The following is a 23,902-nucleotide window of genomic DNA, read 5'->3' on the forward strand; positions in this document are numbered from 1 at the left end:
TTCATAGAGAATAGAGGCTCCTAGTTCTCTTCCTACTGCTCTCTCCACCTATTCTTCGGCATCTAGCACAAAAAAGCTGCACCTTTCGGCCATCAAACCGAAGGTGCAGCTTTTCTTCATTTTATGATCAAGACCGGGCAGTTCGCATGTTTGATCACACCGTGGCTTACACTGCCGAGGAGAATTTCCGACATGAGGCCAACACCCCGGCAGCCCATCACGATCAAGTCGTGGCCATCTGTATCTGCCTGATGGCAGATGGTCGTTGACGGGTCACCGGTCAACGTCACACTTTTGAAAGCTACCCTATTCTCCATCAATTTCGCCGAAGCAGGTTCAATAATCTTCTGTCCTTCTTCGGCCAGTGTGTCGCTAAGCGGAACACTCATCAGTGGTTCGTTCAAGATGATCTGAGGACTCACATGAATAATCGTTATACGCGCATTCGGATATCCGTGCATGGAAAGTTTAATCGCATGATCCAATGCCCGATCGGATTGCTGCGAACCGTCGATAGGAACAAGAATATGGTTGTACATAGGTTTTTCCTCCTTTGATCGTTGCCTGAACCATCCTAAGCATACATACCCGAATCCGTGTTCCTTGAAACCCACATATTCACGCCGCGCTTTTTTGCTCTCACGCATACCTCAGGAAACTTAAGGAAAAGCTACTAGCACAACATCCTAGAGCTTGGAGAAAATACCATATGTTCGCTCGTTGGCTGAGCTCCAAAAAACATCCGAGTCTTCCTCAACCAAACACCATCGTAGAACCGTCGGCTTCCATGCCTTTATTCGCAACCATCCAGGAAAATACGGATTATGTCAGGCAAGCTCTCGGAAACAGCACGGATATTGTGATTAGAGAGTTTACCTATAACTCGATAACAGAGGACGTCGCTATTTTATACACTGATGGCCTTGTGGATGGGAATGTCATTAACGATTTCGTTATGCGAGCTATGATGACAGATACCATGGACATTGATCCTGCTCAAAACCCTTTTGACGTCTTGGAATTACATACGTTGACGATTGGTGAAATTCAGAAAGTTTCCGATATGAAAAAATTGTTTCATCATATCCTGTCCGGCGATTCAGTCATCCTGATGAACGGTTACACGACAGGTCTTGCAGCAAGCACGAAAGGCTGGAAAGACCGTGGTGTAACGGAGACAAATGTTGAAACTGTTGTCCGCGGACCGCGCGAATCTTTCTCGGAATCGATTCGAACGAATACGGCACTCATCCGCCGAAAAATTAAAGATCCGAATTTATGGGTGGAAACTTTTCAAATCGGCAATGTGACCCAAACCGACGTCGTGCTGATGTATCTCCACGGCATCGCCCAGGACTCGCTTATTATCGAAGCGCGCAATCGGCTGAATCAGATCCAAATTGACGGAATCTTCGAAAGCAGCAATATCGAGGAGCTTATCCAGGATGAAGTCATCACGCCTTTTCCAACCGTTTATAACTCGGAACGTCCGGACGTTGTCGCGCTTGAATTGATTCAAGGCAAAGTCGCCATTCTCGTCGACGGCACACCCTTCGTGCTGATCGCTCCCGCCTTGTTTGAAACCTTCCTCAAAGCTTCCGAGGATTACTATCATCGCGTGGATATCAGCACGTTGGTCCGGATACTCCGTTATGCCGGGTTTCTTATCGCTTTATTAGCACCATCCTTTTATGTGGCAATCACGACGTTTCATCAGGAAATGCTCCCGACGCAGCTGCTCATATCCCTTGCTGCGCAGCGAGAAGGCATTCCCTTCCCGGCTTTCATCGAAGCGCTGCTGATGGAAATCACCTTCGAAGTACTGCGGGAGGCCGCCTTGCGTATGCCGCGAAGCATCGGTTCGGCGCTGTCCTTCGTCGGGACATTGGTCATTGGGCAAGCAGCGGTCGAAGCCGGCATTGTTTCAGCGGCGATGGTGATCGTGGTATCCATTACCGCGATAGCCAGCTTCGTTTTTCCTTCTTATGACTTATCGAACGCCATTCGCATCTTGCGGTTTCCCTTGATGGCTTTAGCGGCTTCCTTCGGATTTTTCGGGATACTGGCGGGACTTCTTGGGTTAATTTTACATTTGAACAGTTTACAATCATTTGGTGTACCTTATCTAAGCCCTTTTGCTCCTCTGGAACTAAACAAACAAAAGGATGCCTTGTTTCGTATGCCTTTTCAGTCGTTATTTTCCCGAGTTCGTACGATCCATACCAATAACGTTGTGAAGAAAGCAAAAAGAAAACCATTCCGACCTTAAGGGAGGCACGAGGTCATTTGATATCCCGGATGCGGCTAACCGCCTGCTTACTCCTCATCATTTTCCTATTAAGCGGTTGTTGGAGCCGCAGAGAACTGAACGATATCGCGATCGCAGAGGGGGTCGGCATCGATATCTCAGATGGTCAGTTTGAATTAACCGTTCAAATTGTGAACCCGAGGAGTGTGACAAAGGAAAAAGGGAATGCCGAAGTTCCCATTATCGTCTATTCTTCGAAAGGCGTGACCTTGAATGAAGCCGTCAGAAGATTGACATCTTCGATCTCAAGGAATATTTATTTCGCCCATATACGAATTCTTGTCATTTCAGAAGATCTGGCCTCCAAAGGCATCGTCAAAGCGATGGATTATCTAATGCGAGGAAGCGAATTCCGCACGGATTTCGACGTTGTCATTGCCAGAGAAAGCACAGCCAAGGACTTATTAAGCGTCATGACACCGCTAGAGAAAGTTCCGGCCAACTATATCTTCAATTCTCTCGAAGCAGCTAAAAAAGAGTGGACTTCTGCGGTCACCATCAAACTCGATCAATTATCGAGCGGTCTCGTAACCCCAGGAAAAAGTTCCGTTGTCTCCGGCATAGAAATTGTAGGTGATCCTACGACGGGCAAAAGTAATAACAATATCGACTACACGTCCCCTCGCGTGAAGCTGCAATATTCGGGCAATGCGGTCTTTAAAAAAGATAAACTCGTTGGATGGTTGAATGAGAGAGAGTCGCGCGCTTACTCCGTCATTACGAATCAATCCATGCGCTCTTCGATCCATCTACGCTGTCCCGACGGCGGGAACATTGGGATCGATATCGCCCGCGTCAAAAGCAAGATACACGCTGTCGTCAAAAACGATAAACCTGAAATTTTCATCAATACCCGGACGGAAGGGAATGTCTCTGATGTAGAGTGTAAAATTAATCTATTCAAAACAGAAACGATCGCCTATTTGGATGCACAATACGCTGATTTTTTTAAATCCAATATGGAGAGAACCATTAAGAAGACGCAGCAGTTAGGGACGGATATTTATGGTTTCGGGGAAGCTGTCCATCGGGCTGATCCGACCTATTGGAACAAAGTCAAGGATAATTGGGAACAGGTCTTTAAGCAGATCGATCCCCATATGAATGTGGATGCCAAAGTGAGAGGTACAGGTACCTTGGGAGATTCTGTAGTCAATGATGCAAAGGAGTAGCCGTCATGTTAATTGGCCTCAGTATACTTTTGATTTCCATCCTGATTGCGTGGTATGAACTTCCGCGTTTGTGGTCGCAAGGATGCAGGAAGACGGTTTGGTTGTACGTTATTCTCATGCTGATCGGCAATGCGCTTGCTACGCTCAAAGGAATGGGCAAAATACTGCCAAATCCAGGCGATGGCATTACGTTTCTTATGGCTCCATTAAGCAAGCTGTTATTGCAGATGGGGTTAATCAAATAAGTTGGGCTCGGCATAGGGAGGCAGAGCATGAACAACGAGAGTACTTTAACCGCTCGGCAGCTCATGATATTTATTTTCTTGATTTCGCTGGGGACAACGATCCTTGTCGTCCCCTCCATTTTGGCTGCACAATCCAAACAGGATGCCTGGATCTCCGGAATTACGGCAGTATGCGCAGGGATGCTCTTCATTTGGATGTATGTTAAGTTAGCCCGGATGTATCCGGATATGACCTTATTTGATATGAATGAGTACGTATTAGGCAAATGGCTGGGCAAAGCGGTAACGCTTCTCTACATCTACATCATGTTCATTATAAGTGCGCAGGTGCTTTTCTATATTGGTGCCTTCATGACGACCCAGATCATGCCTACGACACCTATTCAATCCATTCATTTACTCATGATCACTTTCACTGTTATTGGCGCAAAGCTGGGTGTGGTCATCCTAGCGAGAACCGGGGAAATCTTTTTTCCATGGATGGTCTTGCTGTTTTTCTTATTGGTGATCTTTGTAGCTCCCCAGTCCAATATTAAAAATCTGCTTCCAATTGGTGAAGCAAGCTTCATGTCCATTGCTCGTTCGGCTATGTTTATGATCGTGTACTCGTTTTTCCCAATTGTTTTCACGCTCTGTTTAACCTCCAAAGAGGCCAGATTCCCTGCAAGGTTCGCCAAATCCTTCTTCTACGGGGGGATAACAAGCGGCGTCATGATGATCATCGTCACATTACTTGGCATTCTGGTGATGGGGGCGGACCAATCATCACGGCATGTATATGCCACCTATGCGCTAGCCAAAAAAATTAGCGTTGGGAATTTTCTGCAACGGATTGAGGTTACGGTCGCTTTCCTATGGTTTATATCCATTTATTTCAAGCTGACGCTCTATTTTCACGTAGTGCTCAAAGCCGTTGCCTCCCTTTTTCAACTCCAAGATTATAAATCACTTGCAACGCCTACAGGTCTCATCGTGATCGTGCTTTCTTTAATGGTATACCCCAATGTAGCTTACATCCACGAATGGGACCAACATACTTGGGTACCTCTGGGCTTATGCTTCGGCTGCCTGCATCCCGGTCTGCTCATCATCATCGGCTACATGCGCAGAAAAAAAGTTAAAAACAGCTAAACAAGGATGTGCTTGCATGGGCAAAGAGTCCATCACACCACGGCAACTCATGATCATCGTCATCCTTTATTCCATAGGTACAGCTATCCTGGTCATACCAGCGTCGATAGCCGCGGATGCCAAACAGGATGCCTGGATCCCGCTTGTGCTGTGCATAGGTCTGGGCGCAATCTTGACCCTCCTTTATACAGCAGTGGCGAAAAAATATGCGGTCTCCTCTCTCTTCGAGATCAACGACCTCGTTTTTGGCAAGTGGCTGGGCCGTATGATCACCTTGGGCCTGACCTTTCTGACGCTTATTTTTGGCGCTCAGGACGTTTTTTACGTCGGCCATTTCATGAGCAATCAAATTATGCCTTCAACACCGATCCAGGCGATTAATATCCTGTTCATGCTGGTAGTCATGATGGGAGCCAAGCTGGGACTGGTTGTTTTTCTGAGAACGGCTGAAATTTTCTTTCCTTGGCTCATCCTGTTGTTTGCCTTATTTATGACCATGAATATCCCGAATATGGACACGAACAATCTCTTGCCGATTGGAGAGGCAACCTCCATTCCGATTACCAGGTGTGTGATCAGAATCCTTTGTTTTACGTATATTCCTTTATTTATTACGATTGGCCCTATTATCAATCAAGTTTCAAATGTAAAAAGAGCTGCAAAGGGGTATCTTGTTGGTGTTGTGATTAGCGGACTGGTCTTACTCTTGCTCGTGGTATCCAGTGTGTTGGTGTTAGGGCCAGACACGACCGCCATGGAATCGTTCCCCAGTTATGCCTTGGCGCAAAGAATCAGCATCGGCAATTTCTTGCAGCGCATCGAAGTTGTCGTAGCCTTTTTATGGCTGGTTTCGATTTTTTTCAAAACATCGATGTACTTTCATACAACACTTCGAGGTTTAGCGCACGCCTTCCAACTACGCGACTACAAATCTCTCTGTACGCCCATCGGGCTAATTGTTACCGTCCTTGCACTTGTTGTATACCCAAATGGCGCATTCGAACAAAAATGGGATAACCACACTTACATTCCTCTCGCCCTCCTCATAGGCATTGTTTATCCGCTATGTGTTTTACTGATGGGTTGGGTGAGAGGTCGGTTGGCCACAAAATAAAAAAAGCCTGACGGAGTTTAAATCGGCCCCGTCAGGCATTCATTACTTCAACTCCGCCACAAGATTCGGCGGCACTTCCCCTTGAACACCCTTCACCAAATTCGTTGCGGCAAGCATCGCCATATCAGCACGTGTTTGATGCGTGGCCGAGCCGATGTGCGGCAAGGTGACGACATTCGGCATTTTCAATAGCTTGTTCTCCGGATCTACCGGTTCTTGCTCGAAAACATCCAGACCCGCTCCGCGAATCTGCCCTTTTTCCAATGCGTCAATGAGTGCTTCTTCATCCACGGTTTGACCGCGGGACGTGTTGATAAAGATGGCGGTCTTCTTCATAAGCGCCAGCTCTTCGCGGCCGATTAAACGGGTCGTTTCAGCTGTTAGCGGCGTCATTAACACGACAAAGTCAGACTCCTGAAGCAGCTCCTGCAGTGACCGGTAAACCACACCCAGCTTCTGTTCAGCTTCTTCTTTCCGGCTGCGATTGTAGTACATAACCTCCATATTAAAACCAAACTTCGCCCGTCTGGCTATGGCCTCCCCGATGCGCCCCATGCCAATAATCCCGAGTTTGGCGTGATGAACATCGATGCCGAAAATGTGGTCATCGCTTCCTTTTTTCCACTTGCCGGCTTTCACGTAAGCGTCAAGCTCCGGTATTCGCCTTGCTGCGCCTAGAATAAGGCCGAAAACCGTATCGGCCACCGTTTCATCCAATACGCCCGGTGTATGCGTTCCCATGACGCCTCTGGCTTTCATGGCCGCCGTATCTAAATTGTTGTAGCCTACTGACACATTGCTTACAATTTTGAGCTTCGGCGCATGATCCAGTAATTCTTGATCGATGCTTCCGCCGGAGATTAAGAGTCCGTCCATATCGGACAGCTCCTCTAAAAGCTGTTGACGAGGAATTTCTTCTTCCCTGTCCCATTTTCGATAATCGCAGTGCTGTGCAATATACGCTTCTACTTCACTTGGAACTCGCTTTGCAAGAAAAACTTTCGGTCTCATCTTCAAAACTCCTCTCCATACTATGTAAGAATCGTACCACAAATTGCTAGATTCAGATAAGTTCTTTTGCTTTTTTAAAATGAGGTACAAAATGAAACTGCACACGGCGCAGATTGCCGCGCATAGTCCAATGAACCCATATCCGGTCTGGAGGCCGCGAATCAAGCCTATTTGGGTGTCCGATCCAACCCCGTTTTTGACCAATTCGATAACGCCGCCAATGAGATAGTTGCCAATGACACTGCCGACGCCCATGAGCGTAACCGTGAATGTAATTGCCGTATCGGTTCCGTTCGGGTATCTTTTGGCAATAAAGGCCATAACGGTCGGATAAATCATCGCGATACCGATTCCCGCAGCAGCGAATAGGAAGGCAAGCGGTTCCCCACCTACGATGGCACCAAACGTGCATAGAGCAGAAAATCCAGAGAAAATAATCAGTGACAAAATGAATCCGATTTTATCCGTAACAGGACCCAAAATCAGCCTTGCAAGTGTAAAACAGAGAAAAAAGGCAGAAAGCATGCCGGAAGCCTTCACATCTTCCCACTTGTACGCTTTCTCCAAGAAATTGACTAACCACCCGCCTACCGCGAGCTCCGATACAACGCCAAATGAAAGAATCAGGACCATGAACCACAGAACGCGATCACGCATCAGTGATTTCAAAGGAACCCGGTCTTCATGGGCAACTTCGTCGGAAGGAAACGAGCTGCGCATTGCAAAAAGGATGGGAAGTATGGACAACGAAAGCATGGCCACATACATGCCGCGCCAATCGAGTATATGCCCGAATACGCTTACAGACATAAGTCCTGTTGCAATCAACGGGGCAACCGTGGAGCTGAGTCCATAGAAGCCGTGCGTAAGATTCATCATCGTCCCCGTATTTTTCACAAAAATTCTCGCCCCCAGAATCGCGAGTGCAATCTCCAGCATCCCGTTGCCGATATACATGAGAAAATAAGACGAGGAAAACATTGGAAAACTATTGGATAAATAGATACACATACCTGAAAGGATCATCACGCCAAAGGCTGCGATACTGACGATTTTGATCCCCCATAGACGGGTTAAAAAAGCCGTGAAGGAGCAAGCGATAAGATAACCCAGCGCATTGAGAGACAGCAATGTCCCAAGCTGCGATTCATTCAGCATAAAATCGAATTGAATGCGCGGGATCGCGGGTCCCTTAATATTTTCTGAAAAGCCAAACACAATAAAGCCTAGAAAAATCGTAGCCAGTTGCATGGCGTAGACCTTTTTGGACTGTTCCAAACGTTGTTCCACGTTGTTATTCCTCCATGCAGCTTAATTCATTTGTAGTCGCCAATGTAATACGCAAAGATAGGTTCAATCGGTTTGAAGTACAGATAGCCGTCTTCTTCCCAAGGCTGGAAGTGCAGATCCATGCGCGAATCCTGCCAGTTCTCGGGAGTTCCTTTCGTCTTCAAACGACCGGGCACAACCGGCTCTTCGATAACCTTTGGAAATTCTTGATAACCAAACAGCAGGTTCTCGTGCATCGCTATGATTTCGTATTTGTCCCCTGTGAACGATCGCTCTTCCTGAAGCTGATAATGATAATAGATATAACTGCTGATCATTTCAGGTTTCAAATGCGCAACTCGCCCGACACGTTTCTCTACCCGCTTCTTGCGCAGCCAGTGCTCACGATCAGCCGGCTCATTAAAGTGAAACACGTCAATCATTGGAATCCACTTGCGCGGTTCCGATTGACCAGGCCAGTCCTTCAGATAGGGCACGGCTGCACCGGCGATTCCATCAGGACTTAACTGGCCGTCTATGCACTCATAATAGAGGAATAGACTATTTCTCCACACATAAGCTGCAGCGGTCATCAACTCACCTTGTATGACGCGTTGCTCGGCTTGCTCACTACTTTCTAACGCTTTTACACCCGTTGATACTTGCCCCGCTTGAAATTCCGCTCGATAAATCATTCTTGTAATCATTTAAACTCTGCCTCAACTTTCTATGAGAACATGATCAACAAAACTGATTATACCACTGTTCACCAAGGTGCGGCGCGACAAAAAAAGCTCCACACCGAGGTGCTGAGGATCTTTTAAAAAAGCCATGACATTCAATTTCCATTGATTGTGATGACCTTTTATATACAGGTACTGCTCTGTCATGTACCCTACTCGTTCAAGAAAGTTGTTGCCTTACTCTGGATCAGCTTTGCTACTTCGAGCGCAGTCTTCTGCTCACCAAAGAAAGCTCTAGCCTCATCCCCTATCATGGCAATTACACTGCCGTCTACCATGGGATAATTATCCGCAGTACTTAGGAGCTGTTTGAACTTTTTGAATTCTTCATCCGATACCTTAGGCACTTTCCCGTCCTTCAGCTTGTACGTACCGCTTTTCACCTGCTCCTGAATGCTGTTTAATTTCTTCTCATTCACAGACTTAAGCAGCGAAAAGCCCTCTCTCTCTTGTAGAGACTGCCCCTCTTCCGATAACAAGTAGGTAATTACTTTCCAAGCCTCCTCTTTCACTTGAGACTTGGCTTGAATCGCAAGCTGGGTCGAGGTAACAATCCGGGTTCCACTTGTTTGCTCGGGTTTTTGCAGCAGCTTCGGATTGGCGAAAAACTGATGCAAACCATCTACAAAATCTACGGGTGATCGCAAAACAGTAGAATAGAACATTTGCTTGCCTACATCCGCAGGTTCCGAGGTCATGACTTTGTCACTATACATTTTCTTAATTTGCTGCATCGCTTCAATGAATAAAGGGGAGTCAAATGTTGCCTTTTTCGCTGTATGATCAACAAATTGTGCGTAATGATCGACCATCATTTCTTGCAGTAGAATTTCTGGCGGATCATTAGCTAACGCGTAACGTCGCTCCGTGCCGCTTTGCCCCATTTTCTTCGAGGTCTCCGCAAACTGCTTCCAGGTCCAATTCTTATCGTCAACCTTCATTTTATCAAGAATGTCTCCATCACCGACGAAAGCCCGCAGGAAAAAACCGGAAGGAATCGTATACAAACCTCCATTTAACTTTAAGGCATCCAACACATTTGTTTGCAAATCACTTTTATTCACTGTTTGGTCTTGTTGCATGTTGTCATTCATGTTCAGCAGAAGCTTTTTGTCCAAATAATCGCCGATCGGCAGTGAACTGATTTCGAAGATATCAGGCCCTTTTCCTGATAGCAGAGCTGCATTCGTCGTCTTCTGGTATTTCTCATACTCATTCGTAAACTGAATTTGAAGGTCGATGTCAGGATATTTTTCCTCAAACTTCTTCTCTACTGTCTGGTAATAAGGATTTGCCGCTTGTAAAGACATCGTAACGACGGTTTTCCCCTTTGCCGACCCTGATCCTGTGACCTCCTTGCTTGCCGCTGAGTCATCACGGCTTCCTGAGCTGCACGCGGTCGCTACCGCCATTAAAAAACTCATAATTATGATTGATTGACACTTCTTCATCGTATGAATCCTCCTATCATTCTCTCTCATCTGCATGTTTAATTACTCCAGACGTACTCGGTTTCCATCTTGTAAAGGCTCACTGCTCTCCAAGATCACCATGTCTTCCTCATAAAGGCTATCGGATTGAACCATCGTTTCTTTGCTATTTCTTTCGCTGTATTGCAACCTGACTTTACGGACTATGAATTCGTTGCCCAACGCATTTCTCATCTCTTCCAATTTATAAACAAACATACCGTCTCGATCCTGATGAATCGCTTCATTCGATATCATCCAACCCTCTTCACGCGATCGCTTCTCGAGCTTGATTCGAACCTGCTCACCCCCCTTCACTTCAGCATCAACGACCTTCACGCTAAGAACCTTCTGAGGCACTGTTATCGTCTTGCCTGCCTCTCCATCAGAGGAGCTTACGGCTCGAGGTTCTGCATCCGCCATTTCATCAATTGTGCCGTTGATGATACGCGTATAGGGTTCCTGACTCGCGTGTACTTCGACCTCTACCTTCTCTCCCGTCGACATCCCTAAGCTGGACAGAAGAGTTGAATCAACGGATAGATCGAAGCGGTAGCCAAGGCTGCTGTTCGTGATAAGGATCTCCGGTCCTCCCGCTGAAACCAGCCCTTCCGTAGCATTTACCTTCGTTATCAGGCCATCGAACGGAGCCGTCATTTCCTTATGGGTTGCCAGCCCATCTCTCAATTCGTTAATTTTGCGCTCCTGCGCAGCCAGATCGAGCTTTCTTGTCTCAAGATCACGCCTTGCCGTTCGAATCTTGATGTCGTCCCCGTCCATGGTCGACTGGATGAACTGGTCCTGCACATTCTGAAGTTCGATGTTTTGCTTGTCCAGGTTGGTTATAGCGTCTTCCAACTCATGTTCCGCCACTTTGCTGTGATAACGGATGAGCGGTTGCCCCTTTTTCACATGATCACCTCCTTTAACGAGAATCTCCTGCACTTTCCACCCGGCCGTATTCGACAGTTTAGCCTCATAGAACGGTTGTAGGCTGCCGCTGCCTTCAATTGAAAATAAAAGACTCCCTTTCACCGGCTTTTCCGTTCTCACTTTCGGTAATGCTAACGACTGCAAGGTATTGCTGAATAGCGAAAAGAACACAAGTAATCCCATAAAAACAAGGAATACAACTTGAATGCTTTTCTTTCGGCCAAATACAGCCGGCTCCTTTTCCAACCCCGTTCCCCCTTTCTTCTCTCGAATAATCTTTTCGCAAGACTAACCCTTGAGACCAGACAATTGAATACCTTCTATGAAGTACGATTCTGCGTACAGAAACAGCAGCACCATCGGAGCCATATAGAGCACGGATGCAGCAAAAGCGATCCCTGGCTCGCCGTTTATCCTGGATAAATACACAGACAAGGGCTGCTTGAACGGATCGTCCAGAAAAACAATCGGCTGCTCCACCATGTTCCAATAGTCAACGAATAGAAGAAGAATTAGGGCTGCCAAACCCGGCATAATCATGGGGACAATGATAGTGTAGAAAATCCGCAAATGACTGGCTCCATCCATCTTGGCCGCTTCCATATAAGCATAGGGAATTTCCAGCATGAACTGTCTAAGCATGAACACGCCGAAAGCTGCGAAAATACCTGGTAAAATGATCGCAATCGGACTATTCAAAAGCCCCAGCTTATCCGCCATCATATAATTGGGCACCAGAGTCACTTGAAACGGCATCAGCATCGTAAAAACATATACGAGAAACAAGGGCTCTCGCCCGGGAAATCGCAGCTTGGAGAAGGCATAAGCAGCAAGCGATGCTACCAAGGTCTGGCCTGCGATAATCGGTATGACCATAAAAGCCGAATTCCAGAACATTTTCAAATATCTAGGACTGCCTACTAACACCTTGCCATACTGTTCCAAGGTCACTTGATCCGGGAGTAATTTGATGTTCACGAAACGAGCCGCTTTATTCATCTGCCCAATAGGACTGTAGTTGATGCCGATTTCTTGGGCAGTCATTAATGAATTGGTAAAAGTAATAACAATAGGAAATAACAACACGAAGGCTATGACGCCCATAACCATCGTTAACGCAATTTTTCTCAGGATACTAGCAACAAACACGACTCCTTCCCCCTACTCCATAAACTGCCGATACCGGCGCTCTAGTATAAACATGCCTATGACAATCAGAAGAATACAGCCGGCCATCAAAATCGCCGATGCAGTCAGCTTTTGAATATCCAACGACGTAAACATGTTGTTCATATAATGCTGCAGCATATAAATACTGTCATGCGGATAATCACCCGCAATCAGGTACGTTTCCCGGAACACTTTAAACGAATTAATAATCGACATGATGACTACAAAAAACATGGTGGATGTTAGATAGACCATCGTAATACTGCCAAACTGCCGTAATCGCCCAGCGCCTTCGATTTTGGCGGTTTCGTAATAATCCTTCGGAATTTGCTGAAGTCCCGCTAAGAAAAGAATCACGTTATAGCCGATGTTCTTCCATATATACACAACAATGATGACCGTTCGGGCATCATCCGTTTTCATCCAATCCACACGTGCAATCCCGTAGCTGCTCAACCAGGCATTCAAAGAGCCGTTCCAGTCCAATAAAATCTGCCAGACAAGCAGTATGGAAGCGACAGGAACGACAAGCGGCAGCACATATGCCATACGAAGCCAGTTACGAAAATAAATATTTTGGTTTAACAACAGCGCCAAGCTAAGCGAAAGCACAAGCATGAGCGGAACACTAACAACACTGAAGTAAAACGTATTGAAAGCTGCCTTCCGGAAGGAGTCGCTTGCAAGCAGCGCACGGTAATTATCCAATCCCACAAAGCGGCTATCTATCGTACCGTCCATGAAGGAATTGTACAAAACCATAGCAAACGGAATCAGGTAGAATAGCGCAAATCCGATACCGCTCGGCGCAAGAAACATCCATGCTACTGAAGCATCCTTACGTAAACCTTTCATCTACTCCCTCCTCTCTTACATGTAGACTAAGATGAACTTTTTAAAAAAAAGCAGGGTAAAACTTAAAGTTTTTCTAAAGTCTATGCAGAAAAAAAACACCGCCTTGGAAGGCGATGTCAACCTTGGGGTATACGGACTTCAAATAGTGTACGAATTAAATTGCTTTGAACTGTAATTGTGCCATGATGCTGCTCTACAATATTCTTTACGATGAACAGGCCTAAACCGGAGCCGCCTTCTTCATGCGTTCGGGCCATATCCCCTGTAAAAAACATATCAAAGAGATGCGGCAGCTCCTCCTGCGGAATACAATCTCCATAGTTGACCACTTGGATCACAGCCTCTCGACCGTCCGAATGGCCAATAATATCGATAAACAGCCCGTCTGCACCATAGCGAATGGCATTCGTCAGAAGATTCTCAAATACGCGTGCAAGCAGATCTCCGTCACCCCAAACGAGCATATGCGGTGTCATTTTCAATCTGGTCAATAAGTTTTTTTTAGTTATGACAGGAAATAATTCCTCAGTTAATTGGATGAGAAGCTCATTGAGATCGATCGTTCTTGTTTCGAGAGGAAGCGTGCCATAGTTCATTCGAGCGATTTCAAAAAGCTCGTCAATCAGCCTTTCCAACCGTTGTGCTTTGGTGTGGGCGATGCGTGTATAGTGATTCGTTTGATCGCCCGTTAGTCCATCCGATTGAAGGATGAAATCCAAATAACCAATCACAGAAGTCAGAGGAGTACGCAAATCATGAGCCAAATTCAGTACCAATTGCTCCTTGCTGGTTTCCGCAAAATCGCCCCTTTCCATCGCTTGTTGCAGCTTCTCGCTTGCCCGATTAATGTTTCTCGCGACATCACCGAATTCATCATTGGAGGACAGGCGAATACGACTGTTGAAATCACCTTTCGAGAGCTGGTTAATTCCATTGGATATGACATGAAAATAGGCCGCATATCGTTTTGTGAAGTGATAGAAGAAATAAAAGGAGAGAGGAAGGAAGATGAGCAGAAAGAAATTGATATCCCCGATATCTCTTATGAAATAACGTACTTTCGTTAAGGGATTTTCATACCTGGTCGTGTAGTAGTAAGATTGAAGGACTTTAAAAAGGATGTAAGTGATCACCGCTGAAATAGACATACTTAAGCCAAACCATAAAATCATTCTAAATCGAAAACTGCGGAACATGCTAGCCATGGAATGAGTACCCCACCCCCCAGACGGTTTTTATCCGTTTGGTTTTATGCACGTCTTCCTCCAGCTTTTTCCGCAGAGAGCGAATATGCACCATGACCGTATTGCTGCCCTCATAGTAAGTCTCACGCCACACTTGTTCAAAAATATGTTCCGAGCTAAACACTTTCTTGGGATGTCTGGCCAGCAGGTGTAAGATATCAAACTCTTTCGGAGTTAATTCAATGGGTTGGCCGTATAAAAAAACAGTACGTTCTTCGGGATAGATGAACAATCCACCAGCCTCCAAAACGGGTCTAGCTGTTTGCGTCGACTGATTGAATTGCTTAGATCGCCTCAACTGCGCGTTGACTCGCGCTACCAACTCCATCGGATTGAATGGCTTGGTCACATAATCATCCGCCCCTCTTACCAAACCCGCAATCTTGTCGAGATCGGACGTTTTGGCGCTTAAAAAAATGATAGGAAATTGATGCTTCTCTCGTATCTGTCTGGTTACTTCATAACCATCGTGTTTAGGCATCATAATATCCAAAATCGCCAAATCAATGACATGCGCGTCACAGACAGCTATAGCATCCTGACCGTCAGCTGCTTTCAAGCATCGATAGCCCTCTTTCTCTAAATGAAGTTCGATAAGATCGGCAATCTCCGTCTCATCATCAGCTATCAAAATGGTCATTGACATCCTTCTTTCCCACCTCTATAAACTTTTTCACTAGTCCAATTGCAGCTATAGCCAGCCGCTCACTCAAGGATAAGGAAAAATATTTAAAAAGATATGCGTGTAAAAATTAAAACTTTCTTAAATTATTAAGGATAGCGGGGGTGGTTGACAAAAATGAATCATGTAACTATTATTGTTACATGTAGGGCATGATTAACAAAAGGGAGTGAATATTTATGTAGTGTATTTTAAAATTGCCGGCATTGCCATGACCATGGAGAAGCTAGAAGCTCATTTATCTGCTATAATGGGGTAAACGTGTCGAATGGAAAGAAACTTCATCCTTTCATCAAGACACTTCCTTCGTGAGGTGATAGTCATGGTTAACACACGTCTTTCCGTTGCCATTCATATAATGGCTCTAGTTCATACGAACCCTAAGGCTTCTTCCGATATGATTGCAGGAAGCGTCTCAACGAATCCAGTTGTTATTCGCAGAATTACCAGCATGTTGAAAAAATCCGGCTTACTATCTTCAAGAGTAGGCGTTGCGGGGTTTGCCTTGACCAAAAGTCCAAGCGAAATCACCTTATATGATATCTATAAATCCGTCCAATTGGAGTCTGAGATTTTCAATATCCATGATAATCCGAATCCGAATTGTACGGTCGGCAGGGAAATCCAACAAACTTTGGATGTGACCTTTGAAAGTGTAAAAGCAGCCATGGAAAACGAGCTTAGAAATAAAACACTACAAGATGTTATTTATCATATCTTCAAGTAGTACGGGCTTTTTTTCGTCCATGTTGTAACAATAATTATTACAGAATCACCAAAACATTTTAGGAGGAAAAACAATGAAAATCGCCATCATCGGAGCAACAGGAAAAGCGGGTAAAGTCATTATGCAAGAAGCCCTTTCAAGAGGGCATGAAGTAACGGCCTTTGTTAGAAGTGTGTCCAAAGTACAAGAAAGCAATGTACACGCTGTAGAAAAGAATATTTTTGATCTCACAGCTGACGATTTGAAGCCATATGATGTTGTTGTAAATGCCTTCAACGCCGCGCCAGGGCTTGAGCATCAGCATGTGGAGGCTGGTAAAGTGTTGATTCAAGCCTTACAAGCTAACACGCATACCAAATTAGTCGTGGTGGGCGGAGCAGGCAGTTTATTCGTTGACCAGGAGAAAACAACACGACTTTTCGATACGGAAAATTTCCCGGCTTTATACCTGAGTACCGCCAAAAATATGGGAGAAAACCTTAACGAACTGCTAAGCGCGGCTAACATCGTATGGACCTATATCAGCCCTTCCGCCTTTTTTGATTCAGAGGGCATTCGGACTGGAGAATATACAGCAGGAAAAGATCATTTACTTGTCAATTCGCAAGGACAAAGCTATATCAGCTATGCTGATTACGCAATTGCGCTACTCGATGAAATCGAAAATCCTAAGCATGTCAACCAAAGATTTACGGTTGGATCGAAATAAGCATTTCTATAAAAAGGGATGAGGCTGCCGATCGTATGTTATCGGCAGCCTCTTTTTGGTTAAGCTAAAGCGGTGGGTCTAACCATAATTTCACTGATTAGCGTGTCATCCGGTTCGTTAATGGCGAATGCAATGGCTCTGGCAATGCGATCAGGGGAAATCCCCAACCCGCTTATTTGACCGGCTATCGCCTGCACTTCAGGGCTCGTAATGCTATCAAACAATTCGGTTTTCGTCAGACCCGGAGCAATCACGGTCGATCGGATATTCGAAGCCGCGGATTCTTCAAGCCGCAGTCCTTCCGAGATGGCTCTTACCGCGAACTTGGTAGCTGCGTATACAGCTGATGTTGGTGACACCTGATAACCCGACGTAGAGGACAGGTTGATGATATGTCCAGACCGCTGCTCCCTCATGGCAGGCAGTACCGCGGCGATACCATATAAAACGCCTTTGATATTCACATCGATCATTTGATCCCACTCGGTTACTCTTAATTCATTCATCCTGGAACTCGGCATGACGCCTGCATTGTTCACCAGCACATCAATTCGGCCATATAAACGCAAAGCAAACTTGGCCAACTGCTGCATATCTTCAGCTGAAGCGACGTCGGCTTTTGCAGAAACAGCCTCGCCACCAGCCTGTTTGATTTCATCCACAATCGTGTGCAAGCGTTCCTCTCGTCTGGCGGCCAATACCACCTTTGCCCCATGTTGCGCCAACATTTTCGCTGCAGCTTCACCTATTCCACTGGATGCTCCTGTAATAATGACCACTTTACCTTGTACATTTTCCATCGTTAAACACTCCTTCAATGTTGAATATATTTAACACGTGTTGAATATTTAACGGCCGTTGATTAATATTATAGACAGAAGCTCGGATTACTCAATGGTTGATTGATGCGGATTTGTTAGATATCCAACATCACGCTTACGATTGTTGATTATCTGAAAGGAGGTAACAATAAGTTTGGAGAACGTAGTTAAAACCGACCGCCGCATTCTCAGAACGAAGCAAGCCATCACCAAGTCGTTTCTGGAACTTTTTTCGGAAAAAGATTTTGAACAGATCACCATCAACGAGATCGCCGAGCGTGCCAATGTGAACCGCGGCACCATTTATCTGCACTACAGTGACAAATACGACCTTTTGGACAAATGCATCGAAGATCATATCAACGAATTGATTTCGCTCTGCACGAAGCAGGAGAATCCTTCGGTTTCGCAAGGCATGGTGCAGGAGCCCAAGCCGATTTTTGATTATTTTCGCGATAACTTTCCCTTCTTCTCCGCCATGTTTTCCAATCAAAGAGTTTTTCTTTTCCGGGAACAACTGCTGAATTTTATTTCTGTCAATCTGATGGTTAAAATGAAAAAGCCGGACGATCAGCCCGACATCGATCTTGAGCTGAAAGCGCAATTCATGGCCTCTGCTTTCATTGGCATTGTGGAGTGGTGGATACGCCATCAAATGCCGCATTCCACTCAATTCATGGCCGACCAAGTCAAGAGTTTATTTGAAAATAATCAAGTCTACCTGGCTAATAAATAAAAAAAGTGCCCCTCACGCCAACATCTTGGGTTTAGGACACCATCATGATTTAAACGTTAAACTGTCTAATTATGACATGTAATTCTTCAGCAATCGTAGATAAATTTGCAGCTGAGGACGAAATATCCTCCATGGATGCTAATTGCTCCTCGGCTGATGCGGATGCCTCTTGCGTACCTGCAGCAATATTTCCCGACGCTTCGGAAATGAACTGCATAGCGTGAACCAATTGTTCTGTGCCCGAGGCTGCATGAAGAACCGCAGAAGAAACTTCTTGGATTTGAGTTGACACTTCATGGATAGCAGTCTCAATATGCTCGAACGACTCTCCTGCCGTATTAACCACTTCGATGCCTACAGCTACTTCCTTCGTTGTAAATTCCACGGATTGAACAGCCTTAGCTGCCTCCTCCTGAATCATACCGATTAATTGAGAAATACGCTCAGCGGAATTGCCCGATTGTTCCGCTAACTTACGAACCTCATTCGCAACAATCGAAAATCCGCGTCCTTGCTCTCCTGCTCTAGCTGCTTCAATCGCTGCATTCAAGGCCAGTAGATTCGTCTGCATGGAGATGCCGGCCATAACTTCAATAATTTGCCCTATTTCTTGGGAACGTTCGCCTAGACCTTTGATATTTTTCGATAAACCATTAACGGTCTGATGAATGGCACTCATCTGTTTACCAACCGTCTCTATGGCGCCCCCTCCTTGAGCTGCCTTCTCAGCCGCTTCCATAGCCGCATCTGTGACAGAGTGCGCATTTCTCGCAATTTGCTGCACACGATCGGATATTTCACTCACCGTTTCTAAAGTTTCCTCCGCACTTTGAACTTCTTTTTCCGTACTCGACGCAATATCTTGCATTGTGATGGAGATCATCTCTGTGGCATGACTCGTTTGTTCAGCACTTGTTGTTAACTCTTCCGCTGCTGCAGCCACTTGCTCAGAATTTATTCTCACTTGCACAATAATGTCACGCAAGCTTTCCGCCATATGATTCAAAGCGTGGACTAATTGGCCGATTTCGTCCTTCACATTCGTTATCATTTTATCCTCCGTTAAATTGCCTGCAGAAATGGATTTCATTCTGGAAACAACTTTAATAATCGGGGATACAATTTGATTGGCAATGAAAAGAGCCAGTATTACTCCTATGATTATCGCGATGATAGAAAGAGTTCCAATGTTCAACTCCAAACGGTTTCCGCTAGATAACAAAATACTTCCCAGTTCATGAATCTCCGATTCTCTGGTCAGCGCTAGTTTGTTAAAGCCTTCGTCAATTTCACGCCCTGTAGTAGTAACTTCATCTTTTAAAATTTGGATCGCCAATTCCTTATTGCCGCTGTCGTAAGCAGGAAATAACTTTTGTTCAATGACCTGCCTCCACTGCACACTTTTTGCTACTAGATCTTTCGCTTCTTGCGAATTCGTTATGGCTAAAAGTTGCTCCTGGAACGCCTTGCTCTCTTCCGTAGTTTCCAAGAACCTTTTTTTATAATCCGGGTCCCCGAATATGATATAACCCCTTACCAAGGCTATACGTTTTTGTATATTTCCGCTTAGCTTTTCATCAATAACCAACTTCGTGACATCACTCGTTACGATTTGTTTGACACTCCCATTGAAAACGTTTACTTGCATGTAAATAAAAACAGACATTACAACGAACAACACCAAAACAGCCGAGAAACCAAGTAAAATTTTAAGACGTAAACTCTTCAATTTCTTCATTGTCAGCTCTCCATCACTATTTTGTATTATATATACGACAGATTATATGATACATCTTTTACCATTAAAGATAAACTACTTTTTCAATCTGCGGTGATCCATTCTTTCATGAAAAACGATCGCTCCTGGTTCCTGGAAACCTTGGAGCGATCGTTGCAAAATATTTTTTTTTTATTTTCCATTGCTTTGAGAAGCGTCGCTAGCATCTTATTTACAAAAACAAAAAGGCTGTCCAGAAGGTAATTTACCTTGTGAGACAACCTCTCTTTATTTCGTATGACTTACTCCGTTACTCGCTACAGAAATCGCATTCTTCCCGCTTCTCTTCACCTCATACATGGCCTCGTCCGCCTTTTGCAGCAGCCCTGTAAGATCTGAAGCATGGTCGGCGTATAGGCTCACCCCAGCGCTAAAAGAAACGGGAATCGACTTCTGATGGATGCGAAAAGGATTGGCAGAAAGCGGGAATAAGCGCGAATGTGCTTCCTCGTACACTTGCATTTGAGCCGAATCGAAAGGCATCAACAGGACAAATTCGTCCCCGCCGATTCTTCCCGCTAGATCTCCGGGCCTTGCATGCAGTTTCAACAAATCCGCGATATGCTTTAAATAGTCATCGCCAATCAAGTGCCCATGCGTATCATTCACGGTTTTGAAATTATCCAAGTCTATTAAAATGAGTGCAAACGGCTCGCCCGCAGCTATTTTAACGTTCGCATGCTCCTGCACGGCAGCCCGATTCAAGAGACCCGTGAGGGGATCATGGTAAGCCAAATGGCGATACTTCCTTTCCGACTCAACCAGCTGGCGTTCCGTAGCTTTCAGGGAGGTGATGTCCGTCATATTCAGGATGACCATTCCTTCCTCCGCCCCTTCGATATTCTCCATGCTGACGATCATATCCAGCTGCGCCTGATCTTGAATATTCAGTTTCATTTCCCACTGCCTATTCTTGGTTTCATTCGTCTGAAACTCGTTCCACCGATCTTTGAAACTCGTATCATCGTAAAACGATAGACTTGAGATCACATCGATGCGTTCCATGTCTTCCGTAAGTAGGCCAAACAAACTCTTCGCGCGCGGATTCATTTCTTTGACAATCCCCACTAGATCCAGAAGGAAGATTGCGGTCGGAGCGGATTGGAACAAGGTGTGAAACAGATCGCGGTAACTGGGCAAAAAGTCGTATTTCGTAATGAGCCTTCTTAGCGACACCACCCACAGAAGAGTTCCGGAAAAATAAAGAGCAATAGAAACTGAACTCGTAATAACTGCTAGAGAAAGAAGGAAAGTCACAATAAGTATCCAGGCAAAAAGCGATAGTAATCCCGCTAAAAGCCTTATGAGCATCTTTTTACGTTTCACAAGTTGGGTAGTCAGCCAGGCAATTAACAAAATACCTACGGATAATAAAATATAACTTCCTACAAAAAAAACCGCTAAACCAAGCATAAGCGGACTTAAGGGACTAGGTCCATCTACCCTTGGCTGATAGAGATGTTGAGGACCAAAGATCAGCAGCATCAACGCCAACGAAAGCAGCGGAGTCAAATATATCCATAAGACAAATTGTCTTATTTTCGAACTCGTCTTACCCGCAACAAGCACGCTAAGATGCACAAGGTTGCTAATCGTTAATAGCAGCATAGGAGCATTCCAAAAAAGCACAATCAAACTCTCATATCTTGGGAAAAGCGCTGTTTTGATATATTCACCTAGAAAATAAAAGAGTAATGAAAGCATAAGCAGCGAGGCCACGCGGTTCACCAGGTTTTGTTTATTCCGGGCATACATTGAAATAGCCATATAAAAAAACATGTAGGAGGGTAATAAAATCGTCAGAAAATCAAGCGATATTTCGTTCATCTGGAAGTCCTTTTCATGGAGATTAACCATATCATTTATCGTTTAATGTTATTCCAAATCTCATAAAAATACAACAACCCGAACGCTAGAAAAGCGAACGGGCAGCATGTAAATTAACGCTATCGATGAGGGTCATACCAAGCTAAAACAGTGCTCCAGTTACTCCATCCATAATAAGGAACGCCTACATCTAACTCGGAAATCCAGATCTCCGCTTTGCTTCCATCCGGATTCGAGCTCCATACTTCCGCATGGCTTCCGTCTGAACGGATCCAGGTTAGTCTATTGCTCTTCCTTAGCATGTACGGACCGAAGTCTCCGTTTTTTTCCGGAGGATGTGTGAGCTGCTTTTGCTCTTTATTTGAAAGGCTCAGCTGATATAAAGCGGGAAGCGGCCATACAGCATCCTCTTTGGATTCCTTCGACCTGGAAACAATGATCAAACGGTCGTTTTCCCATGTAAAATCACGATCCGCATATCCTTGAGGCGTATAAGAAGCCGGCTTCAGAGCGGGCAGATCCTTGAGCTTCAAATGCTTATTCTGCACCGCCACTCGGCCTTCCCCTGCAATATAGGCGAGCCTTGCCTTCGTTGGCGACCAGGCAAACCATTGCGGGTAGTGAAGCATGTTATCCAATTGCTGGAACTGTTCGCCATCCGAAGACAATACGCACAACGCATTGCCGTCCGCCGACAAAGATGCCGTTGGATGCGCAGTAAACGAGATCCACTTTTTATCACTGGACCATTTGAATAAGCTTGTGCCAACAGCGAAAAAGCCAGGAGACTCCGTAGGAAGCGTATAAAAATGCTTACTCTTATTGGGGTCCATTTTGGCGTCGGCCGGAACCATATACAACTCCACATTCGTCCAACCGGATGGCCGCAGCTGAGCAGGTGATGATACCAGAAATCCACTGCCATCAGGTACCCATGAGTAGTTATCCACACCCAGAGTTACATTCTTAAAGGGTTCCACTTTATCGCGGCCAATCTTTGCGGTATTCAGAACGCCATCTATTTTAAAAGCAAGATCATTCCTATTGGGAGACCACTGAAAATTGTCGCCGCCTGGATAGACGCGATTATGTTTTTTCGCCTCCAAGCTGTACACCCATATCTCATGCTGCTGTTCGCCAAGAGCAAGTGAGTAGGCAATGAACTTCCCGTCTGCCGACCATTTGGGTTCGCTTACCTTTTGATGTAGCGTAACTTGCAGCTCTTTATCGTCTTTTTTGACCCATAGATCGCCGCCGCGAACGAACGCAGCTTGTATAGATTGCCTTGGTTCAGCAAATCCGACATTAGCGCATAAAACTGAAAGCACCAGGCTAATGAACAACATTTTAATTTTCATTGGTTGCCCCCTTTTCAAATCGTTCAGAAATATTTTTAGCAGGTTGATCCAAATTATTCCTCTAGGAATAACAACAAAAAAACGCCTAACAACTGCCTATGACCACTGGCCAGAAGAGTAATTAAGCGTTTTTCATTTCCAATAACCGTATCTTACCAAAAGCCTGTAATACAAATAGACTAGGCTATAAGCAAGTATATAAGATACAAAGGTCCAACCTATATTCCAATGATTGCTGTATTCTACTTTCCCAAAAATAAACGCCAAATATTCCAGCGCAGTCGTAGCCAAGCAAAAACAGCTTATTTTCCAAAGCGCAAACTGATTATTTTTTCGAATCCAATAAATCATATAGCCGGCCATAATGGGATAAAGCCCAATATCAAGCGGCAGTGCTGAAAGTGTCTCATCATTCTCAATCAATGGGGTAAAATCCCAAAAATCCAAATGATACCCTGTATCATTGATTAAGCTAGATATCGTGACCGTTATTGGAAAGATTAGAACCACAATAACTCGAGACTTCCTGTACAGATAAATCCCAAACACCCAGGGGATGAGAAAGCCTGCAATAATGTTAAATAACATGATGTTCACCTCT

The 23,902-nt window shown here is 45.1% G+C and carries 22 protein-coding genes and 1 pseudogene; 8 read left to right on the forward strand and 15 right to left on the reverse strand.

The genetic code is table 11. From position 1 onward, the window contains the following. Positions 1-116 precede the first annotated feature (116 nt). The gene (locus PCH02S_RS04065) at positions 117-539 is read right to left on the reverse strand and encodes a universal stress protein (RefSeq protein ID WP_164819430.1); all 423 of its coding nucleotides are present in this window, start codon (positions 537-539) and stop codon (positions 117-119) included. A 170-nt stretch (positions 540-709) separates the two neighbouring features. On the opposite strand from PCH02S_RS04065, the gene PCH02S_RS04070 reads away from it, so the two are divergent. Genes PCH02S_RS04070 through PCH02S_RS04090 form a run of 5 tightly spaced genes read left to right on the forward strand, consistent with a single transcriptional unit; the run spans position 710 to position 5,970 of the window. Then, the gene (locus PCH02S_RS04070) at positions 710-2,269 is read left to right on the forward strand and encodes a spore germination protein (protein WP_127450322.1); all 1,560 of its coding nucleotides are present in this window, start codon (positions 710-712) and stop codon (positions 2,267-2,269) included. A gap of 17 nt (positions 2,270-2,286) precedes the next feature. Further along, positions 2,287-3,480: a Ger(x)C family spore germination protein gene (locus PCH02S_RS04075; RefSeq protein ID WP_127450324.1), complete on the forward strand. Its 1,194-nt coding sequence runs from the start codon at positions 2,287-2,289 to the stop codon at positions 3,478-3,480. Between the two features lie 5 nt (positions 3,481-3,485). Continuing rightward, a complete protein-coding gene (locus PCH02S_RS04080) occupies positions 3,486-3,725 on the forward strand; it encodes a hypothetical protein (RefSeq protein ID WP_127450326.1) in 240 nt (79 codons plus the stop codon). Positions 3,726-3,752: 27 nt separating this feature from the next. Beyond that, complete coding sequence (locus PCH02S_RS04085; protein ID WP_127450328.1) at positions 3,753-4,856, forward strand: GerAB/ArcD/ProY family transporter; 1,104 nt, start codon at positions 3,753-3,755, stop codon at positions 4,854-4,856. Between the two features lie 16 nt (positions 4,857-4,872). Continuing rightward, the gene (locus tag PCH02S_RS04090; protein WP_127450330.1) at positions 4,873-5,970 is read left to right on the forward strand and encodes a GerAB/ArcD/ProY family transporter; all 1,098 of its coding nucleotides are present in this window, start codon (positions 4,873-4,875) and stop codon (positions 5,968-5,970) included. Between the two features lie 42 nt (positions 5,971-6,012). On the opposite strand, the gene PCH02S_RS35560 is transcribed toward PCH02S_RS04090, so the two are convergent. The 9 genes and pseudogenes from PCH02S_RS35560 to PCH02S_RS04130 form a co-directional block, all read right to left on the reverse strand. Next, positions 6,013-6,981, reverse strand: coding sequence for a 2-hydroxyacid dehydrogenase (locus PCH02S_RS35560; RefSeq protein WP_164819443.1), 969 nt, complete (start codon positions 6,979-6,981; stop codon positions 6,013-6,015). Between the two features lie 51 nt (positions 6,982-7,032). After that, positions 7,033-8,232: pseudogene (locus tag PCH02S_RS35565) on the reverse strand (MFS transporter); the annotation flags it as partial. 65 nt (positions 8,233-8,297) lie between these two features. Beyond that, positions 8,298-8,957, reverse strand: coding sequence for a hypothetical protein (locus PCH02S_RS04100; RefSeq protein WP_127450332.1), 660 nt, complete (start codon positions 8,955-8,957; stop codon positions 8,298-8,300). 188 nt (positions 8,958-9,145) lie between these two features. Beyond that, a complete protein-coding gene (locus PCH02S_RS04105; RefSeq protein WP_127450334.1) occupies positions 9,146-10,444 on the reverse strand; it encodes an ABC transporter substrate-binding protein in 1,299 nt (432 codons plus the stop codon). Between the two features lie 42 nt (positions 10,445-10,486). Continuing rightward, entirely contained in the window at positions 10,487-11,641 is a 1,155-nt protein-coding gene (locus tag PCH02S_RS04110) for an efflux RND transporter periplasmic adaptor subunit (RefSeq protein WP_246068938.1), read from the reverse strand. Positions 11,642-11,683: 42 nt separating this feature from the next. Continuing rightward, positions 11,684-12,544, reverse strand: a complete 861-nt coding sequence (locus tag PCH02S_RS04115) for a carbohydrate ABC transporter permease (RefSeq protein ID WP_127450336.1) — start codon at positions 12,542-12,544, stop codon at positions 11,684-11,686. A gap of 12 nt (positions 12,545-12,556) precedes the next feature. Continuing rightward, a complete protein-coding gene (locus PCH02S_RS04120) occupies positions 12,557-13,420 on the reverse strand; it encodes a carbohydrate ABC transporter permease (protein ID WP_127450338.1) in 864 nt (287 codons plus the stop codon). 116 nt (positions 13,421-13,536) lie between these two features. After that, positions 13,537-14,625: a HAMP domain-containing sensor histidine kinase gene (locus PCH02S_RS04125; RefSeq protein WP_127450340.1), complete on the reverse strand. Its 1,089-nt coding sequence runs from the start codon at positions 14,623-14,625 to the stop codon at positions 13,537-13,539. After that, complete coding sequence (locus PCH02S_RS04130; protein ID WP_127450343.1) at positions 14,618-15,310, reverse strand: response regulator transcription factor; 693 nt, start codon at positions 15,308-15,310, stop codon at positions 14,618-14,620. Before PCH02S_RS04130 ends, PCH02S_RS04125 begins: the two co-directional genes overlap by 8 nt. A 358-nt stretch (positions 15,311-15,668) precedes the next feature. Here PCH02S_RS04130 and PCH02S_RS04135 point away from each other — a divergent pair, with 358 nt between their 5' ends. After that, a complete protein-coding gene (locus PCH02S_RS04135) occupies positions 15,669-16,073 on the forward strand; it encodes an Rrf2 family transcriptional regulator (protein WP_127450345.1) in 405 nt (134 codons plus the stop codon). 73 nt (positions 16,074-16,146) lie between these two features. Next, a complete protein-coding gene (locus tag PCH02S_RS04140; RefSeq protein WP_127450347.1) occupies positions 16,147-16,782 on the forward strand; it encodes an NAD(P)-dependent oxidoreductase in 636 nt (211 codons plus the stop codon). A gap of 59 nt (positions 16,783-16,841) precedes the next feature. Here the strand turns inward: PCH02S_RS04140 and PCH02S_RS04145 are convergent, their stop codons facing one another. Further along, a complete protein-coding gene (locus tag PCH02S_RS04145; protein ID WP_127450349.1) occupies positions 16,842-17,582 on the reverse strand; it encodes an SDR family oxidoreductase in 741 nt (246 codons plus the stop codon). Between the two features lie 175 nt (positions 17,583-17,757). On the opposite strand from PCH02S_RS04145, the gene PCH02S_RS04150 reads away from it, so the two are divergent. After that, positions 17,758-18,339, forward strand: a complete 582-nt coding sequence (locus PCH02S_RS04150) for a TetR/AcrR family transcriptional regulator (protein WP_127450350.1) — start codon at positions 17,758-17,760, stop codon at positions 18,337-18,339. Between the two features lie 49 nt (positions 18,340-18,388). Here PCH02S_RS04150 and PCH02S_RS04155 read toward each other — a convergent pair whose 3' ends face one another. The 4 genes from PCH02S_RS04155 to PCH02S_RS04170 form a co-directional block, all read right to left on the reverse strand. Then, on the reverse strand, positions 18,389-20,077 hold the full coding sequence (locus PCH02S_RS04155; protein WP_127450352.1) for a methyl-accepting chemotaxis protein: 1,689 nt from the start codon (positions 20,075-20,077) through the stop codon (positions 18,389-18,391). 267 nt (positions 20,078-20,344) lie between these two features. Then, complete coding sequence (locus PCH02S_RS04160) at positions 20,345-21,943, reverse strand: sensor domain-containing diguanylate cyclase (protein WP_164819431.1); 1,599 nt, start codon at positions 21,941-21,943, stop codon at positions 20,345-20,347. Between the two features lie 119 nt (positions 21,944-22,062). Then, entirely contained in the window at positions 22,063-23,301 is a 1,239-nt protein-coding gene (locus PCH02S_RS04165) for a TolB family protein (RefSeq protein WP_127450356.1), read from the reverse strand. A gap of 132 nt (positions 23,302-23,433) precedes the next feature. Continuing rightward, positions 23,434-23,889 (reverse strand): CBO0543 family protein, encoded by a 456-nt coding sequence (locus tag PCH02S_RS04170; protein WP_127450358.1) that lies wholly within the window; start codon positions 23,887-23,889, stop codon positions 23,434-23,436. Positions 23,890-23,902: the final 13 nt, after the last annotated feature.

It is taken from the genome of Paenibacillus chondroitinus NBRC 15376 (assembly GCF_004000765.1).
GTDB classification, from domain to species: Bacteria; Bacillota; Bacilli; order Paenibacillales; family NBRC-103111; genus Paenibacillus_E; species Paenibacillus_E chondroitinus.